9 protein-coding genes are annotated in these 20809 nt (G+C 37.9%); 5 read left to right on the forward strand and 4 right to left on the reverse strand.

The window, feature by feature from the left end:
* Positions 1–7 precede the first annotated feature (7 nt).
* On the reverse strand, positions 8–616 hold the full coding sequence (locus ACFSAH_RS00165; RefSeq protein WP_379660653.1) for a hypothetical protein: 609 nt from the start codon (positions 614–616) through the stop codon (positions 8–10).
* A 101-nt stretch (positions 617–717) separates the two neighbouring features.
* On the opposite strand from ACFSAH_RS00165, the gene ACFSAH_RS00170 reads away from it, so the two are divergent.
* Positions 718–2340 (forward strand): ABC-F family ATP-binding cassette domain-containing protein, encoded by a 1623-nt coding sequence (locus ACFSAH_RS00170; RefSeq protein ID WP_379660654.1) that lies wholly within the window; start codon positions 718–720, stop codon positions 2338–2340.
* A gap of 80 nt (positions 2341–2420) precedes the next feature.
* Here ACFSAH_RS00170 and ACFSAH_RS00175 read toward each other — a convergent pair whose 3' ends face one another.
* Both ACFSAH_RS00175 and ACFSAH_RS00180 read right to left on the reverse strand, forming a co-directional pair.
* Positions 2421–3611: a porin gene (locus ACFSAH_RS00175; protein WP_379660655.1), complete on the reverse strand. Its 1191-nt coding sequence runs from the start codon at positions 3609–3611 to the stop codon at positions 2421–2423.
* A 248-nt stretch (positions 3612–3859) separates the two neighbouring features.
* A complete protein-coding gene (locus tag ACFSAH_RS00180) occupies positions 3860–4609 on the reverse strand; it encodes an SDR family NAD(P)-dependent oxidoreductase (RefSeq protein WP_379660656.1) in 750 nt (249 codons plus the stop codon).
* 751 nt (positions 4610–5360) lie between these two features.
* Here ACFSAH_RS00180 and ACFSAH_RS00185 point away from each other — a divergent pair.
* Together ACFSAH_RS00185 and ACFSAH_RS00190 are read left to right on the forward strand one after the other, a co-directional pair.
* Entirely contained in the window at positions 5361–14303 is an 8943-nt protein-coding gene (locus tag ACFSAH_RS00185) for a BspA family leucine-rich repeat surface protein (RefSeq protein WP_379660657.1), read from the forward strand.
* A gap of 16 nt (positions 14304–14319) precedes the next feature.
* Complete coding sequence (locus ACFSAH_RS00190; RefSeq protein WP_379660658.1) at positions 14320–15189, forward strand: PorP/SprF family type IX secretion system membrane protein; 870 nt, start codon at positions 14320–14322, stop codon at positions 15187–15189.
* Between the two features lie 175 nt (positions 15190–15364).
* Here ACFSAH_RS00190 and ACFSAH_RS00195 read toward each other — a convergent pair whose 3' ends face one another.
* Positions 15365–16789, reverse strand: a complete 1425-nt coding sequence (locus ACFSAH_RS00195) for an MATE family efflux transporter (protein ID WP_379660659.1) — start codon at positions 16787–16789, stop codon at positions 15365–15367.
* A 364-nt stretch (positions 16790–17153) separates the two neighbouring features.
* On the opposite strand from ACFSAH_RS00195, the gene mutS reads away from it, so the two are divergent.
* Both mutS and ACFSAH_RS00205 read left to right on the forward strand, forming a co-directional pair.
* Positions 17154–19727 (forward strand): DNA mismatch repair protein MutS, encoded by a 2574-nt coding sequence (mutS, locus tag ACFSAH_RS00200; RefSeq protein ID WP_379660821.1) that lies wholly within the window; start codon positions 17154–17156, stop codon positions 19725–19727.
* A gap of 27 nt (positions 19728–19754) precedes the next feature.
* Positions 19755–20807, forward strand: coding sequence for a Gfo/Idh/MocA family protein (locus tag ACFSAH_RS00205; RefSeq protein ID WP_379660660.1), 1053 nt, complete (start codon positions 19755–19757; stop codon positions 20805–20807).
* Positions 20808–20809: the final 2 nt, after the last annotated feature.

Genomic DNA, 20809 nt, shown 5'->3' on the forward strand with positions numbered 1-20809 from the left:
TACAAAACTACAGCTTTAGTTTCTTTAAAACCCTTTTTGTTCTGGATAATAGTGCAGGAGATTCGGAAAGCAGGTTGAGCTCCAGAATATTTAACAGTTCGTCTATTATCCATTTTTCATTAGCAAGTACCAGAGAAAGGTTGTACAATATATCTATGCAGTTGCATTTAATGGCAACGGGAGTATCTTCAAAAATTAGCCAATCAAAACTTCCTTCCGTCAAAGGTTTTAACTGAGCTGCTGATAATTGATACCTTTTGATGTAGGCAACATTAGAAATGCGCATGGCAATTTTAGAATAATGCCGTTGAGCACTCTGGTTTTGCTGCAGAGGATAATGGAGAAGAAAATCTTTCAATATAATAGTAAAAGAATCTTCTATGTTCATGAAAATTTCTTCCAGTAACCAAGCCGCTCTGAATACAACTTGCTGTTCTTTTTCGTTTTTACAGATACTGTAGACATCCTTTGTAGCTATGTTTTCTGTTTTAACCAGCTCCGTTAAATTTAAGATATCAGCTTTGCCGTGATTTTCTTTTAAAAAATTAATAATGTCTTGTTTACCCCATTTCATCTTTTTACAATAAACAGGAGAAAGATAGTTTTTTTCATCCATAGTCTATAGTCCATCGTCAATGGTCCATCGTCCATTGTCTATAGTCCATGGTTCTCTTTCTTGCTGTTAAAATTTACAAAGATAAAACGTACATTTGCCGCATGATTACAGTATCTAATTTATCTCTACGTTTCGGAAAGCGTACGTTGTTTGAAGATGTTAATTTAAAATTTACTCATGGCAATTGCTATGGAATAATAGGGGCTAACGGAGCGGGAAAATCTACTTTTTTGAAGATATTAACTGGCGAAGTAGACCCAAGCACCGGAAGTGTTAGCTATACTCCTGGCGAAAGAAGGGCAGTACTTAACCAGAACCATGCGGCTTTTGATGAATTTGCAGTGATTGATACCGTATTACAAGGTCATGAAGAGCTGTATAAAATCATGAAAGAGAAAGATGCTATCTATATGAAAGAGGATTTTTCTGAAGAGGATGGGATTAGAGCCGGAGAGCTGGAAAACCTTTTTGCTGAAATGGATGGGTGGAATGCTGAAAACGATGCCGCTACTTTATTGAGTAACCTGGGCATTACAGAAGATAAGCATTATAAATTGGTGAATGAGCTGGATGGTAATGAGAAAGTAAGGGTATTATTAGCACAAGCTTTATTTGGTAATCCGGATATCCTGATTCTGGATGAGCCTACCAACGACCTTGATATAGATACTATCGCCTGGTTAGAAAACTTTTTAGCAGATTATCAGAACATTGTATTGGTAGTTTCACACGACAGGCACTTTCTGGATACGGTTTGTACACATATCGTAGATATTGATTTTGGTAAAATGAACATCTACACCGGTAACTATACTTTCTGGTACGAGTCTTCTCAATTGGCTTTAAAACAAAAAGCCGATCAGAATAAGAAAATGGAAGATAAAATTAAAGAGTTACAGGAATTTATTCGTCGTTTCTCTGCCAATGCTTCCAAGTCTAAACAAGCAACCAGCCGTAAAAAAGCTTTGGATAAGATTAGTGTAGATGAGATTAAGGCTTCCAGCAGAAAATACCCGGGAATTATGTTTAACCAAATGGTACGTGATGTTGGCGATCAGGTATTGCAGGTAGAAAAACTGACTAAGATAGTAAATGGGGAAGTGCTTTTTAAAGACCTTACTTTCACAATTAATAAAGGAGATAAAGCCACTTTTCTTTCCAATAACTCTTTAGCAACCACAGCACTTTACGAAATACTTTCTGGTAAGGACACAGACTTTACAGGAGAGTTTAAATGGGGAGTTACCATAGTACCGGGATATATCCCTAATGATAATTATGAGTATTTTAATGGGGTTGAAGATAATCTTGTAGATTGGTTAAGACCTTATTCTAAGACAGATAAAGATGAAACCTTTATTCGTGGTTTTTTAGGCAGGATGTTGTTTTCTGGTGAAGAAGTTCTGAAAAAATGTTCTGTACTTTCCGGAGGGGAGAAAATGCGTTGTATGTTCTCTAAAATTATGTTGGAAGGACCTAACTTAATTTTATTAGACGAGCCTACCAACCACCTGGATTTGGAATCTATTACAGCATTAAACAACGGACTTAAAGACTTTAAAGGTGTATTACTGTTTACATCACGTGACCACGAGTTAACAGAAACAGTGGCTAACAGAGTAATAGAAATTACACCTAAGGGAGTGTTGGATAAACTAATGTCTTATGACGAATATATTTCCAACGATGTGGTTAAGGCACAAAAAGCAGAACTATATTCTTAGGATCTTAAATTCTTTGAAATAAATAGCGGGGGGATTGTTTCTAGTAAAAGAGACAGTCCCCCTTTTCTTTTTAATGTTTTCTAAAAAAACATTGTGCTGTTGTATTGCTTAGCAATATCTAGTTTTAGTCCTAAAGTGAATACACTAGGTTCTTTTTTGCCAAGAGCCGTTCTCCCAAAAGATACCCTCTGTTCAGCATAAATTTGCACAGGTCTAACCGGTTGGTAGATAATACCAGAAATTAAGTCGCTGGTTCTGAATTTTGAATTAATAGGCAGATCGTTTCCTACAGGGATACTGGTAATATTTGTTTCGGGCACATAAAGGTTGTAGCCCAATAATAGCGCATATTTTTGAAACTTATATTTACCAAATACTTCAGCTCCATTAGCATCGTATACTACTGTAGGTTTTAGCGTCCCTAATGTTGGATGAACAAGTTCGCCCTGAGTAAAATCCCCGTTTTTTTGATGTACAAGAATAAAACCAAAATCTATTTTATCGCTATTGTATTTGGTGCCAAAAGAAAAATAAACAGGGTTGCCGGTAAGGCCAATTACCTGATGGTTATTAATAAGTGGCTCATTCAAAAAAGCCCTGTTGTAGGCAAGCCCAATAAGAAACTCTTTGGTAACCTGTATTTGGGATGATAAGCCATAGCCATCTATAAACCTGCTTTTATTACTATTTCTGGCCTGCATTTGTGCACCTAAAGAAACCGGTCCAAAATGGTTTCTGTAAATAATAGCCTGGTCTGCCCGTCCTGTCCCGCCTTCACCACCATCAGTCCCGCCAATAAATGTAGCAGATGCCCTTCTGCCAAAAACACTAAATTGATCAGTATAAGAAGTTATATCACGATATACACCCCATTGTTTTCCAAATGTAACCGTACCATATTTATGCAGATCTATACCTAGGTAACCTAGCCTGTTACCAAAAACCTGCTGTGTTTGCGAAGGTTGTACAACTAAAAAACCTCCGGCCAGATCTCCATCAACGTTAAAAGAAGAACTACCTTTAAACATGTTGAGCTGCACCTCAGTTCCTGCAATAAAGCTCACTCTGTTGTTACCAGCCGATAAACGCATCCCAATTTTTGAAGCATTTTCCTGAAGCTCCATTTGTTCGTCATATACAGCCAAATGTCCACGTAAACTAACATAAGGTTCCAAAGAAACTTCAACAGAGTCTTTGGGGCTTTGTGCATAACTTAGGGATAAGGTAAAACCCAGGCAAGAAAGTAAAATAAAGTATGTTTTTCGCATCATAATATCCAAGCCCTTTTAAAAATACCAAACAAAAAAGTTTCTGCATTTTATAAAGAGATGGATAAAATTAATAAAATAGTTGAAAGTAAAATGAAGTATAATAGATAGGAGAGGGCTAGATAGGATTGTATAATTATTTAGAAATAGAGAGAGGGTAAATAAAATCAGGTAAATTTATACTATAGTAGCTGAAAATTGTTTACTGATGATTTTCCGCTACCATAGTATAAAACAGATAATGAGCCTTATTAAACAGCCGTATATCCGCCATCAACAAGGTAATAACCCCCTGTCATAAAAGAAGATTGCTCTGTACTTAAAAACAAAACAAGCTCGGCTACTTCTTCCGCCTTACCCAATCTTCCTATCGGATGTTTAGCTATTAATGCTTTTTTATGGTTTTCATCAAGCTGAGCAAGTAAAGGGGTATCAATATAACCAGGTCCTACAGCATTACACCTGATGTTTTTTTGCCCATATTCTGCACCAATATTTTTAGTCAATCCCACTACGGCATGTTTGGCAGCCGTATAAGCCGAAGACATAGGCGCAGCAACAGTACCATGTATAGAAGCCATATTTACTATAACACCGCCACCATTTTTTTCCATAGCCAATAGTTGGTACTTACAACCATAAAAAACACCATTAAAGTTAATATCTATAACTTTTTTCCAGCCATCCAAACTATATTCTCCAGTTAAATTAAGTTCTCCGGCTATCCCTGCATTGTTGCAGGCAATATCCAATTGCCCAAATTTTTTAAGCGTAGCTTCCACCAAAGCCTCATTATCCTGAGGTAGCGAGCTATCTGCTTTAAAGAATGCGGCGGTTCCACCAATTTTTTCAATTTCTTTTACGGCTGCCTGTCCGGCATTTTCATTAATGTCAGACACCATAACTTTAGCACCTTGTTTAGCATACGCTAAAGCAACAGCAAGACCTATTCCAGAACCTGCTCCGGTTACCAGAGCCACTTTGTTAGCTAATTTTTTCATTTTATTTATATTTTTCATGTGATAATGGTAAGTTACAGATTATCGCAAGGTAATTTGTCAGATTAATTTCATTTGGTTTAAACACAGGTTGTTGTATGGAAATTGTTACCCGGAAACCCCTTAGCTACAAAATTAATATAGCATCAGCTAGAGATAACAGCTGTTAATTTTGAGCTAGATTTACTTATCGAATTTGTCCTCAATTTTTCAAGACGAATTTAAATATATCCAAATAAAATTGTGTAGTTCATTCAGAATAAGTATACTTGAATGTATAGCGATTTCAACGAATCAACAGATTATACAGTCTAAAACCCCTGATTTATAACTCCACCTATTCTCCACCTCTAGTCCACGTATAGTCCGCCTATTCTCCACTGTATCTGGTCTATACCCGGTCTATATCTGGTGTTATCCCTGTGTCAGCCCGATGTTATACAAACAAGCCATTTGCTTTAGGTAAAACTCCTGTATTTAATACCATAAATCTAGCTTTATTACAATTCCAAACGCCAATAGATAGTGCACTCATTTTAATGTTATTAGAAGATCATAGCTGTTATCTTTTAGACTGAAAATTACTATGGCATAATCATTATGAGTGATATACCAACCGTTGTGGTATGTTGTAGATCGAAAAAACAAACTGCAATCTGAGTGGTTTATTTGACTTTTTCTAAATTTTTTTTCTGCTTTAGAACAATTTTTTGTGTTAGGTGTTTAAGCTGTATCTACTATTGAAAAAACACTTATGAAACTTAAACACTTACCTTTTTGGGGTTTGCTGGTGCTACTTTGTTTAAAACTTAGCGCTTCAGCCCAACAACCTATAGTACCAGGAAGTACAGATAATTTTGTTACTACCTGGAAAGTAACAGCAGAAGATACCAAAATTACCATTCCTACTGTTGGATTAAGCTATAATTATGATGTTTATTGGGTATCTATCGCAGATCCAAATGTGTTTGGCTTATTAGCAGGACTAAACTCTTCTGAGGTAATCGACTTCGGTGCTGAAGGTACTTACAGGGTAGAAATTAGTGGCGATTTCCCTCGCTTTTACCTGGGTAATAATGATGATAGGCTGAAACTGTATAGCATAGTCCAATGGGGAAATATTGAGTGGGAATCTATGGAAAGTGCTTTTAGAGGGGCTGAAAATATGGTTTATGAAGCAACGGATAAACCCAATCTGAGCCAGGTGACCGATATGAGCTTCATGTTCGACAATGCCAGAGCTTTTAATGGTACAATTGGAGACTGGGATGTATCTAACGTAAAGAAAATGAAACAAACATTTACTAATGCTATTTCCTTTAATCAGGATTTGGGCTGGACTGTTTCCAATGTAACAGATATGGGGCTCATGTTCTGGGGAGCTACTGCATTTAACGGAAATATCAGCAATTGGACTGTCTCTGGGGTAACAGATATGATTTCTATGTTTTTTGGTGCTACTAACTTTAATCAAGATCTGAATTGGGATGTGTCCAACGTAAAAAATATGTCGATGATGTTTTCCGGTGCTGTTAAATTTAATGGAAATATTGCCAGCTGGGTGGTGTCTTCTGTTGAGAGTATGGAATCTATGTTTTATGAAGCGAGAGCGTTTAATGGAAATATAGGTAGCTGGGATGTATCTAAGGTGACAGATATGAGTAGCATGTTTCGTGAAGCTGTTAATTTTAACCAAAACCTCAATTGGACTGTTTCTAATGTGAAAAAGATGCATTATATGTTCCATGATGCTTCTTCTTTTAATGGTGATATTACCGGATGGGACGTGTCTGCTGTAGATAATATGGAAGCTATGTTTTGGGGGGCTAAGGCATTTAACGGCAATATAGGAAATTGGACAGTATCCAATGTAATCAATATGAAACATATGTTTCATGATGCAGAGGTTTTTAACCATGATCTTCATTGGAATGTTTCTAAGGTAGAAGATATGAGTTGGATGTTTGCCAATGCTAAAGTTTTTAATGGCAATATAAATAATTGGATAGCTCCCAATGTAAATAATATGAGCTATATGTTTAGGGGGGCTGAGATGTTTGAGGGAGATATAAGTGATTGGGAAGTTCTGAATGTAACTGATATGCAGAATATGTTTTTTAAAGCTTCCAGGTTTAACGGAAATATAGGTGATTGGATTGTGTCTAAGGTAGAAAACATGGCGTATATGTTTAGGGAAGCAGCTGCATTTAATCGTGATTTAAGATGGGACGTATCTAAAGTAACCAGAATGGCATACATGTTCTATAGCGCTTCTGCTTTCAATGGGAATATAAGTGGATGGGTACCTTCCAGTTTAGAGAGTATGGAGAATATGTTTAAATATGCTTCTTCTTTTAACAGCGATATAGGTGGTTGGGATGTTTCTAAGGTAGGAAATATGAATAGTGCGTTTAATGAAGCTACTGCATTCAATCAGTCTTTAAGAAACTGGAAGATAGCGTCTGTTACCAATATGGCTAATATGCTGGATAATTCTGGTTTATCCAGAGAAAACTATGACGCTACTTTAACCGGATGGAATACCTATAACGAATCTCTTTCAAGTCCAATTACCGGAATTACGTTGGGAGCAAAAGGTTTAAAGTATTGTAAGTCTGCATCAGCCAGAGAAAATTTGATGACTAATAGGCAATGGAATATACAGGAAGATCTAGAAGAGTGTCCACGTCGCTTTATTACCACCTGGACAGTGCAGGCAGGAGATACTGAAATAACCATTCCTACTAGTAGTACTTATGCCTATAATTATGATGTTTATTGGGAGTCTACCTCTGACCCTAATGTGAAAGGATCATTTGAGGGGGTGACAGCAAATCAGGTCATTGACTTTGGTGTTGCCGGTACTTATCGGGTAGAAATTGGTGGCGATTTCCCTCATTTTTACTTAAATAATCATTCTGACTACGGGTCTAAATTACAAAGTATAGATCAGTGGGGAGATATTCAGTGGAAATCTATGAATAGTGCTTTTAAAGGAGCGAATGAGATGGAATATAATGCAACAGATCTGCCTGATCTCAGTCAGGTTACAGATCTGAGCTATATGTTTTTTGGTGCTAAAAGTTTTAATGGAGAAATAGGGAGCTGGGATGTGTCCAATGTGAAAGATATGAGCTATATGTTTTCCTGGTGCGATTATTTTAATCAGGATATCAATAACTGGAATGTATCTAAGGTAGAAAATATGAGCTATATGTTCGATCGTGCTGCCAGGTTCACAAAGGATTTAAATAAATGGAATGTCTCTAAGGTGAAAAATATGAGCTTTATGTTCTATAGAGCATTTCTATTTAATGGAGAAATAGGGAGCTGGGATGTGTCCAATGTAGAGAATATGAATGGTATGTTTAGTAATGCTCCTCTGTTTAATAAAGATATAGGAGGTTGGGTTGTCTCCAATGTACAGAACATGAAAGAAATGTTTGATCATGCCGCTTTATTTAATAAAAACGTAGGAAATTGGAAGGTGTCTAATGTGGAGGATATGAGCGGCATGTTCCATTATGCTACTGTTTTTAATCAGAATCTTAACAAGTGGGATGTAGCTAAAGTGAAGGACATGAGAGATATGTTTGCTTTTGCCAGAGCCTTTAATGGGGATATTGAAGATTGGGAAGTGTCTGGTGTGAAAAATATGGGCAGTATGTTTTCCAGTGCCAGATCTTTTAATGGAGATTTGAGTAAATGGGCTTCCAAAGTAAGTAATGTTACCGAAATGGGATCTATGTTTTTTGGTGCTTCTATTTTTAATGGAGATGTTAGCAGATGGGAGGTAGGGAACGTAACAGATATGAGTTTTATGTTTTCGGGAACGCAGCTTTTTAATAGAGATCTTAGCTACTGGAATGTTTCGAAAGTAGTTCTTATGCAGGCAATGTTCTCTGATACTCGTGTTTTTAATGGAAATATAGATAACTGGGATGTGTCTAAGGTAGTTGATATGAGATGGATGTTCTCTTATGCAGAGTCTTTTAATAGGAATATAGGGCAATGGACAGTATCCAATGTAGTGTCTATGTTAGAGATGTTCAAAGAAGCTGCTTCTTTTAATTATTCTTTAGGCAACTGGAAAATAGAATCAGTTAACAACATGTTTAGAATGTTGGATGGCTCTGGTTTGTCTAAGGAAAATTATGATGCTACTTTAATCGGGTGGAATACCTATAACGAATCTCTTTCAAGTCCAATTACCGGAATTACGTTGGGAGCAAAAGGTTTAAAATATTGTATGTCTGCGTCAGCCCGAGAAAATTTGAAAATTAATAGGCAATGGAATATACAGGAAGATCTAGAAGAGTGTCCACGTCGCTTTATTACCACCTGGACAGTGCAGGCAGGAGATACTGAAATAACCATTCCTACTAGTAGTACTTATGCCTATAATTATGATGTTTATTGGGAGTCTACCTCTGACCCTAATGTGAAAGGGGAGCTTAAAGGGGTGACTGGTAATCAGGTTATTGATTTTGGTGCTGTCGGTACTTATCGGGTAGAAATTGGTGGCGATTTCCCTCATTTTTATATGGATAATAATGCCATCAATGCTCCTAAATTACATAGTATAGACCAATGGGGGGATATTGAATGGAAATCTATGTCAGATGCTTTTGCTGGTGCGGTTAATATGGAATATAATGCAACAGATGTACCAGATCTTAGTCAGGTTACAGCTATGGATGGTATGTTTCAAGCTGCACTTAAATTCAATGGAGATATAGGAGCTTGGGATGTATCTCATGTCAAGAATATGAGACACACTTTCTCTTATGCTGCTGTCTTTAATGCAGATATTAATGATTGGGATGTTTCTAATGTAGAAGATATGAGGTATCTGTTTTATGGTACTGCCTTTAATCGGAATCTAACCAATTGGAAAGTATTCAATGTAAATAATATGGAAAGGATGTTTGCAGCGACTTCTGATTTTAATGGAAATATAAGTAACTGGGATGTATCTAACGTAAAGGATATGAGGGCTATGTTTGATGGGGCTGTTAAATTTAATGGAAATATCAGCAACTGGAAAGTCTTCAATGTTACTGATATGACACTTATGTTTGCTAATGCAGCTTTATTTAACCAGGATATAGGTAATTGGAATGTGTCTGGTGTAAAAAATATGCAAAATATGTTTTCTAGTGCTTCAAGTTTTAATAAAGACCTGAGGTGGGATGTATCTAAGGTAGAAAACATGAGTGGTATGTTTTCCATGGCTTCTCAATTTAACGGAGATATAAGCAGTTGGGATGTATCCAATGTAAAGGATATGAGTTATATGTTTTCCTGGTGCGATTATTTTAATCAGGATATTGGCGGGTGGGCGGTTTCGGCTGTGAAGAATATGTCCCGTATGTTTCAGAATACCACCTCTTTTAATAAGAATATTGGAAATTGGGATGTGGCGGCTGTAAACGATATGAATGGTATGTTCTGGGGAGCTACAGCCTTTAATCATACTTTAGGTAATTGGAAAATAACCTCTATAGTCAAGATGGAAAATATGCTCGATGATTCTGGTTTGTCTAAGGAAAATTATGATGCTACTTTAACTGGGTGGAATACCTATAACGAATCTCTTTCAAGTCCAATTACCGGAATTACGTTGGGAGCAAAAGGTTTAAAATATTGTATGTCTGCATCAGCCCGAGAAAATTTGAAAACTAATAGGCAATGGAATATACAGGAAGATCTAGAAGAGTGTCCACGTCGCTTTATTACCACTTGGACAGTACCAGCAAATGATACTGAAATTACTATTTCTACAAATAATGTTCCTCATCTGGATCCTAATATCAGCAGTTACACCTATAATTATAATGTTTACTGGGAGTCTACGACAGACCCGAATGTGAACGGCTTATTAGGAGGGCTAACCTCTTCTCAAACCATTGATTTTGGCTCTGCCGGTACTTATCGGGTAGAAATTGGTGGCGATTTTCCTCATTTTTATTTAAATAATAATCAGAATAGCAGATCTAAATTAAAAAGTATTGACCAATGGGGAGATATTCAATGGGAATCTATGAAAAGCGCTTTCCATGGAGCAGAGAATATGGTTTATGCGGCAACGGATAAGCCAGACCTGAGTAAGGTGAAGGAGATGGATAGTATGTTTGAGGGGGCAATTGAGTTTAATGGAAATATCGGTAATTGGGATGTTTCGAATGTAACCAGTATGTCCTCTGTTTTTCAGCGGGCTACTAAGTTTAATCAAAATCTAAACGATTGGAAAGTGCATAATGTCCAGAATATGCGTATGATGTTCTCTTCTGCTACAGCCTTTAATGGGGATATAAGTAGTTGGAATGTGTCCAGTGTAATGCGTATGGATAATATGTTCTCGGAAGCTACTCAATTCAATCAAAATTTAAACGATTGGAAAGTACATAATGTATCGTTAATGTCTATGATGTTTTATAAAGCCAAAGCTTTTAATGGAAATATAAGCAGTTGGGATGTGTCCGGTGTAACTAATATGAGTGGTATGTTTATGGATGCTACCAAATTTAATCAGGATATTGGCGGATGGACGGTTTCGGCAGTGGAGGACATGTCTCTTATGCTTTACGGCGCTGCCTCTTTTAATAAGAATATTGGAAACTGGGATGTGGCGGCTGTAAATGATATGAATGCCATGTTCTGGGGAGCTACAGCCTTTAATCATACTTTAGGTAATTGGAAAATAGCCTCTAGGGTCAATATGGACAATATGCTCAATAATTCTGGTTTGTCTAAGGGGAATTATGATGCTACCCTTATAGGTTGGAATACCTATAACGAGAGCCTGCCCACACCAGTTACCGGAATTATTTTAGGGGCCAGAGGTTTGAAATATTGTCGTTCGGGTGCGGATAGGGATAACTTGATGACGAAACGGTCCTGGAATATTCAGGGAGATCAAGAGGAATGTTCGGTGCTTACGGTTGTGGCTGATCCCGGGCAGGGGAAAGTGTATGGAAATGACGAGCCTTCCGTGTATACTTATACCGTTACAGGTTTTGATACGGGAGACGATGAGCAGATTATGCAGGGAGCATTAACACGTGTACAGGGAGAACAGGTGGGGGCATACAATATTCTACAGGGAACTTTAAGTGCTCCGTATTATACTATTAATTTTCAGAGTTCGCAATTTAATATCACCAAGGCTCAACTGACTGTAACAGCAAATGCAGGTCAACAGAAAGTCTATGGGCAACCCAATCCATCAGTTTATACCTATGCAGTTAGCGGATTGACCCATAGTGACACCGAGGGAGGAGTGCTTACCGGTAGTCTGTCTCGTGTACAGGGAGAGTCCGTAGGAGATTACACCATTACGGAGGGGAGTTTGCAACTGACAACATTGGGTAGCCAGAATTATACATTATCCTTCCTGTCTGATAAGTTCAAAATTACTCAGGCTCAACTGACTGTAACAGCAGATGCAGGTCAACAGAAAGTATATGGACAACCCAATCCATTACCTTATACTTATACGGTTAGTGGTTTGGTCTATGGAGATACAGAAGCATCAGTGCTTACTGGTAGTTTGTCTCGTGATGCTGGAGAAGTTGTGGGAAATTATAATATTATCCAAAATACTTTAAAACTGACCACTCAAGGTAATTCCAATTATACATTGGACTTTAAAACTGACCAATTTAAGATTACTCCGGCGAAGTTGACGGTGATTGTAAATGCGGGTCAACAGAAAGTATATGGAAAACCAGATCCATTAGTCTATACCTATATGGTTTACGGTTTGACTAATGATGATATCCAGGGAGGAGTGCTTACCGGTAGTCTGTCCCGTAATGTCGGAGAAGCGGTAGGAGATTATGATATCATCCAAAATACTTTAAAACTGACCACTCAAGATGGTTCCAATTATACGTTGGATTTTATATCAGATAAATTTAAGATTACTCAGGCTCTGTTGATAGTAACTGCAAATGCAGGCCAACAAAAGGTATATGGGGAGTCTAATCCTTCAGTTTATACCTATACCGTTAACGGTTTGACCCATGGTGATACAGAAGAGATAATACTTACCGGTACACTCTCTCGGACCTCTGGAGAAGCAGTAGGAGAGTATGATATTACTCAAAACACGCTGAAGTTAACATCTCAGGGTGCTAAAAATTATATGTTGTCTTTTAGGTCCGATCAATTTAAGATTACCCCGGCAACATTAACCGTTACGGCAAATGCAGGACAGCAGAAAGTGTATGGACAGTCCAATCCATCGGTTTATACTTACACAGTCAACGGTTTAGCTAATGGTGATACCGAAGCATCTGTACTTACAGGTAGTTTATCTCGTGTTTCGGGAGAATTGGTAGGAGAGTATCCGATTACGCAAGGTAGTTTGTCTCTGATTTCATCAAGTAATCGTAATTATATATTGTCCTTCCAGTCAGATAAATTTAAAATTACTCAGGCACAATTAACAGTAACCGCAAATGTAGGTCAGTATAAAGTCTACGGTGAAGCCAATCCGCCAGCTTATACCTATACCGTTAACGGATTGACCAATGATGATATCCAGGGAGGAGTGCTTACGGGTAGTTTGTCTCGTGTTTCAGGAGAAGTAGTAGGGGATTATCCTATTACTCAGGGAAGCTTGTTGTTAACGGTACAAGGAAGTCAGAATTATATATTAGCTTTTAAATCCAATGATTTTACGATCAAACCGATTATACTGGTGGTTACACCTACAGCTAATCAGGGTAAGGTTTATGGAGGAATAGACCCTGTGACTCTGACTTATACAGTGACCGATCTCAATGGAAATGATAAAGGAAATCTTGTTTCTGGAAAATTAGACAGGAAACCAGGAGAAAATGCAGGACGATATGAAATAACGATAGGTTCTCTAACTCCAAATGCCAATCATACCATTCAGTTAGAAAAAGAGTATTATACTATAGCAAAAGCAATGCTTAGGGTAAAAGCTAAGGATGTTACAGTATGTCAGGGTGAAGAATTGATACTTGGATATGAAATAGAGAGTACCGATTGGGTAAATGGAGAAAATGAAAGTGTGCTTACAAGCAAACCAAAAGTGAGTGGGCCTTCTACAGGTAGTAAAGTACCAGGTGTATTTGATCTGGAGGTACATTCTGCTTCGGCAATTAACTATGATTTTATATACACAAAAGGAAGGCTGGAAGTATATAGATTGCCGGAACCTACTATTGTGAAAGTAAGTGAGGGAGACCCTTTAATAGGATCTATTGTGAAGTTAGAAGCAAATGGTGATGCTTCATCTACTTACGAATGGACCTGGGAAGGAGGATCAGGTGTGGTTACAGGAACAGAAGTTTCTATTCCTGTAAGTCAAGGGAAGACCAGGGTTTCTTTAACAGAAACCAATACCAACGGATGTAGCGCGACCACAACTTATTTGATAAAAACTCAAGGTGGAGTGAAAATACTGATACCTAATAATTTTATTACCCCTAATGGAGACGGTAAAAATGATGTTTGGGTAGTAAGTAATCTGGATCATTTTACCAGTCATCATCTGGTGATTGTAGATCGATCGGGTAGAAAGGTATATGAATCAAATAATTATCAGAGCGACTGGGGAGGTATCTCATTATCCGGAGAAACTCTTGGAGAAGGAACCTATTATTATATGTTAAATGTAGACGGTGAGATGTATAAAAGCTTCGTAACAATTATTCGTTAGAGTGAAATTTATGCATATGAAAAAGATACTGATTACTGTTGTGTTGGTTATGGCAGCATTGGCTGCCATGCCTCAACAGTTTGGGCAAATGGGACGTTTGTATCAGAACCCTTATCAGGTTAATCCTGCTATGGCTGGTAATGATGAAGCAACCAGTATTTACCTCAACGGTTCTAACCAATGGTATAAGATCACAGGAGCGCCTACCATAGTTTCGTTTTCAGGAAGTACCCCTTTAAATGATCGGGCGTATGTAGGGATAAATGTTTTTACAGATCAATCAGGGTTGGTGCGTAAAACACAAGGGATGGGAACCTTTGCTTATCATTTACCACTATCTGATGAACAAAAGTTGAAGTTCGGGGTCTCTTTAAGCTGGACGGGAGATTATCTGGATATGGGTAAAGCTGTAGGGGAGTTAGATGATGATCTTTTGGTTAATTTTAATGAAAGACAAAATTATGTAGACGGTAATTTTGGAATGGCTTATTATCTGGATAGGTTTGAAGTACAATTTAGTTGGTTAAGTATCAATAATAAACGTTACCATCGCATTTCTACTATAGATCGCAGTCTTTATTATGGATCTCTGTCTTATAAAATGAAATTTGATGATGATCTTTTTGGACTCACACCAAAAGTAAGTTATCGTCATCTGGAATCAGGCTTTAATTACTGGGATTTTGCTATAGCCTGTGATATAGAAAATATAGATTTTTATGCAGTTTATCATAGCACAAAAGCATTTACAGGAGGATTTGGAGTCCGTATGAATGAAGGAGCGCGTTTAGGTTTTTACTTTACAAACTCACCCAAAGAGCTTAGAGGCTTTAGCGGTGGCGTATTTGATATTGTACTGGGGTATGTCTTTGAAAAAAGGAGATAGGTAAAGGTGTTTATAATTAGGGACTGTATGAAAAGGATTTTGATATTACGTTCGCTGTATAGTGGTTTGGTTCAGAGTTGTTTATCAGGAGGGTTACTCTTCGCTCTACTCATCGAAATAACAATATTTTTACTTTTAATACAGCCCCTTTTAAATATGTTGAGCTTAGCAAATATTATACTTTAACAGCCTTCCATTTGCCTTTCCTGAAAATATAAAAAGCTACCAGAGAAATCCCTACTTCGGTTACCGGGATAGCTATAAAAACTCCTGTGGGTCCCAGGTTAAAGTATTTAGCCAGCAAATAGGCAAAAGGAATCTGAAATAGCCAAAAAGCCACAATGTTAATTTTAGTAGGGGTAAGTGTATCGCCGGCGCCATTGAAAGCACTGGTTAGCACCATTCCAATTCCATAAATAACAAAACCGTAACTCAGGATACGAAGTGCCTGACTAGCTATGTTAATTACTTCTTGGTCATTGGTAAAAACAGAAGCAAATAAAGAACCACATGTTAAGAACAATACAGTTACCGTACCCATAAATATTACCGTATATTTTGCAGTTACTTTAACAGAATTCTCTGCTCTTTCAAAAAGACGGGCTCCCATATTTTGCCCTACTAATGTAGCTGCGGCATTGCTTAAGCCCCAGGCCGGAAGCATAAAAAACATCATGAGCCTTAATGCGGTCTGATATCCGGCGGAGCCGCTGTCGCCTCCGGTTGTCGCCACCAGTTCGGCAAGGAAAATCCAGCTGCATGAAGCTATTACAAACTGAAAAACACCTGGTGCGGCTACTTTAACAATAGATTTTATTTGTTGCCATTGCGGTTGAAAGTATTTCAATTTTACCTGCAGATTGCCGCTGCCTTTACTTAAATGGTAAATCTGGTAGATGACGCCAATGCCACGTCCAATAGAAGTGGCTAGCGCTGCTCCGGTTAAACCTAAAGCCGGTACCGGACCTAATCCTCTTATTAATATTGGGCAAAGAATAATGTTAATTAAATTTGCTAACCATAAACTTCGCATAGCAATAGCTGCATTACCTGCGCCTCTGAAAATACCATTTATAAGGAAAAGTAGCATAATTACTATACTGCTGCCCATCATAATCTGGGTGAAAAGTTTACCCTCTTTTGCCGTACTTTCGCTGGCTCCCATTAACAGTAGAATATCTTTTGCGAAGATTAACCCACCGATGCTGATGAATATGGTGATTAATAGAGCAATTAATATAGTCTGCATTCCGGTTTTAGCTGCAGCCACAGGGTCTTTTTCTCCGATTCGTCTGGCTACCAGTGCAGTAGCCGCCATACCTATACCCATTGCCAGAGAATATATAATGGTTAAAACAGATTCTGTTAAACCTACGATCTGAATGGCAATACTGCTATTAGGCAGGTGACCTATAAAATATAAATCAACCAGGACAAAGACAGACTCCATCATCATTTCTAGCATCATAGGAATAGCCAATAAGACTATGGCCCGTTTTATATTTATCGAAGTGTAATCAATTTCCTGTCCTTTGAGCGATTGTTTTAAAACAGTAAAGAAGCCCAATATACCGCTTTTGGTATCGTTTATAGTTGTCATGAAAATAATGTAAGAATAACCAATTACGCTCTTTATAAGCGTATGAATTTATGAGAGATGATTAAAGAGTCCTTGCTGTTAAGCTAAAAGGTACGGACTACGGACAACTTCATGGTTTGTGGTGTTTAATGTCACAAAAGTAATAAAATAATTTAAGTCATCATCTATTTTATGAATTCTTTAGAAGAATAGAACTTCTTTATATTCAGGTTTCTAAAATGAAAAAAGACCAGTCAACATATTATGAATAGTTATGATGACATAATTACCCACATTGCTTTATGTCTAAGCGTTAATTTTATATCTTAGCCAATCGAAAAATTTAGAACAATTGGCAGTTAAAGGAACAAAAGAAACACCTTTAATGACACAATACAACCAGATAAAAGCTAAATATCCGGGGGCATTGCTGTTGTTTAGGGTAGGCGATTTTTACGAGACTTTTGGTGAAGACGCAGTTAAGGCATCGCAGATTTTAGGGATTGTATTAACAAAAAGGGCAAATGGAGCTGCTTCTCATATAGAACTGGCGGGATTTCCGCACCATTCTATAGAAACCTATTTGCCTAAATTGGTGAGGGCAGGACAAAGGGTTGCTATTTGCGACCAGCTGGAAGATCCTAAAACTGTAAAAGGAATTGTAAAACGTGGGGTAACCGAGTTGGTAACGCCAGGAGTAGCCTATAACGAAAACATTGTTCAGCAAAAATCTAATAATTATCTGGCAACCCTGCATTTTGATAAAAATACTATAGGGGTAGCTTTTTTAGATATATCTACCGGTGAATTTCTGACGGCACAAGGTAATGCAGAATATATAGATAAACTTTTACAGAGCTTTAAACCTAGCGAGGTAATCTATGCCAAAAGCAAAGCCAAAGAGTTTTCTGAGCTGTTTGGCGATCGGTTTTATACCTTTACTATAGACGACTGGGCGTTTACCAATGATTATGCACAGGAATTATTGTATAAACACTTTGAGGTAAAGTCATTAAAAGGTTTTGGTATTGATAAACTGAATCTGGGAATTGTATCTGCCGGAGTCTGTTTACACTACCTGAATGAAACCGAACATAGGCAATTGCAACATATTACCAATATCTCAAGAATAGAAGAAGACCGGTATATGTGGCTGGATCGTTTTACGGTTAGGAATCTGGAATTAGTAGGGTCTTCCAATGAAGATGCTAAAACGTTGATAGATGTACTGGACCATACGTCTTCTGCGATGGGTGCCAGAATGTTGCGTAAATGGATACTGATGCCTTTAAAAAACCGAAAGCCTATTGAAGAAAGATTGGATGTAGTATCCTTCTTTTTTAAACAGGATGAACTGAGAGGTGATTTAGAGCAATATATACGTCAGATTGGAGATCTGGAAAGATTGGTTTCTAAAATTGGATTACAAAAAGCAAATCCGAGAGAAATATCCCAATTGAAAAAGGCTTTGGTAGCCATAGAGAAAATTAAGTCGCTTTGTGAAAAGGTTAATCAAGATTCCGTTAAGCGTATAGCAGAGCAAATTAATCCGTGTCTATCTATTCGAGAAAAGATAGATAGGGAGCTTCATCAAGATCCACCGGTTGCCGTTGCCAAAGGAAAGGTAATTGCCGATGGTTTTAATGAAGAGCTGGATAAACTAAGGAAGATTTCTTATGGTGGTAAGGATTATTTGCTTGAACTGCAAAAAAAGGAAGCCGAAGCGACAGGCATAACCTCCTTAAAAATAGCTTTCAATAATGTATTTGGATATTATCTGGAAGTCAGCAATACGCATAAAGACAAGGTTCCTGCCGAGTGGATCAGGAAGCAAACGTTGGTAAATGCAGAGCGTTATATTACACCGGAGCTTAAAGAATATGAAGACCAGATTTTAGGTGCCGAAGAAAAAATTCATGCTTTGGAAACCCGTCTGTTTAATGATTTGCTGGCCTCTATTGCCGAATTTATTCGTCCTATACAGTTAAACGCCACATTAATAGCACAGTTAGATGTTTTGCTTTGCTTTGCATCGGTTGCACAGAAAAACTATTATGTACGTCCGGTAATAAGCGATGATAAAGTATTGGATATTAAAGGAGGCCGCCATCCGGTGATAGAAAAGCATCTTCCTTTGGGAGAAGAGTATATTACCAATAGTGTTTACCTGGATGATGAGACGCAGCAAATTATTATCATTACCGGTCCAAATATGGCGGGTAAGTCGGCCTTGTTAAGACAAACCGGACTTATAGTGCTAATGGCTCAAATGGGCTGTTTTGTGCCTGCTAAAGAAGTGCAGGTAGGTATTGTAGATAAGATTTTTACCCGTGTGGGTGCTTCGGATAACCTGTCTTCAGGTGAGTCTACTTTTATGGTGGAGATGAATGAGACCGCCAGCATTTTGAACAATCTGTCTGACAGAAGTCTGATTCTATTAGACGAAATTGGCCGGGGAACATCAACTTATGACGGTATTTCCATAGCCTGGGCAATTGTAGAATACCTGCATAATAACTCTAAAGCTAAAACGTTGTTTGCAACGCATTATCATGAGCTTAACGAGCTGTCTAATTCTTTTCCACGTATCAAAAACTTTAATGTCACAGTTAAGGAAGTGGGGAATAAAGTTATTTTCCTGAGAAAGTTAGTACCCGGAGGCAGTGAACATAGTTTTGGTATACACGTAGCTAAAATGGCCGGTATGCCTCCTAAAGTACTTAACAGGGCCAACGAAATATTAAAGCGTCTGGAAAACGAACGTACAGGTGGTGAGCATGTTAAGGCCAGCTTAATGAAAATGCAAAAACAGGCTGTACAGCTACAGATGTTTTCTTTGGAAGATCCTGTTCTGATAAAAATCAGGGATGTACTGAATAATTTGGATGTTAATACTTTAACCCCTGTAGATGCGTTGATGAAATTGGACGAAATACAAAGGGTGCTTAAAAATTCATAGATTATACCAAACTTTAATGAGCAGTTTATGAACACGAATAAGATTTATGGTTTTGGAATTTTAGGAGCAGGAGCTATTGCGGATATACATGCGGATGCTATTTCGAAGATTGCTAATGCCAAACTGATTGGTGTTTATAACCGTAATTTTGATAAAGCGCAATCTTTTTCCGAAAGACAGGCCTGTGAAGCCTTTGAAGAGCTCGACGCTCTGTTAGAAAGAGAAGATCTTGATATTATTTGTGTTTGCACTCCGTCTGGTTTGCATGAAGAGCTCGCACTAAAAGCCATCCAAAAAGGAAAACATTGTTTGATAGAAAAGCCTCTGGAAATTAATACGCAACGTTGCGATCGGTTAATTGCAGAAGCCAACAAACAGGGAGTACAATTAGGTGTGATTTTCCAAAGCAGGTTTTATCCGGAAAGTAAACTGATTAAGCAAGCTATAGACAAGCAATGGTTTGGTAAGCTGGCCATAGGCAGTGCCTATGTGAAATGGAGTAGAAGTGAGGCTTACTACCAACAGAATGCATGGCGTGGCACCTGGGCTTTTGATGGAGGAGGAGTTTTAATGAATCAGGGAATTCATGCAGTGGATGTGTTGCAATGGTATATGGGAGAGGTAGAAAGTGTGCAGGCTATGACAGGCAATTTCAGACATCAGCAAATAGAAGTAGAAGATACAGTGGTAGCTATACTTCGTTTTAAAAGTGGGGCATTAGGTACTATCGAGTGTTCTACGGCGCTGCATCCCGGTTTTTTAAAACGTATTGAAATCACAGGAACGGAAGGTTCTGTAATTATGGAAGATGCCGATATTACTCATTGGGAGTTTTCCAATATAGAAGCAAATACTTCTTATATCGTTAAAACCAAAGACGAGGCTAAAGGGGCAAACGGAGGAGTTTCTAATCCAATGGCAATAAGCTCTCTAGGGCACCAATTGCAAATGGAGGATTTTATACAGGCATTAATTACTTCAGGACAACCATTTATTGATGGCGAAGAAGGCAAGAAATCTGTGAAGATTATTGAAGCAATTTATGAGAGTGCCAAGACTGGAAAAGCAGTTGAATTGTAGCT

Origin of the sequence: Pseudopedobacter beijingensis, from assembly GCF_042678145.1 — a bacterium.
In the GTDB taxonomy this organism is placed as follows: domain Bacteria; phylum Bacteroidota; class Bacteroidia; order Sphingobacteriales; family Sphingobacteriaceae; genus Pseudopedobacter; species Pseudopedobacter beijingensis.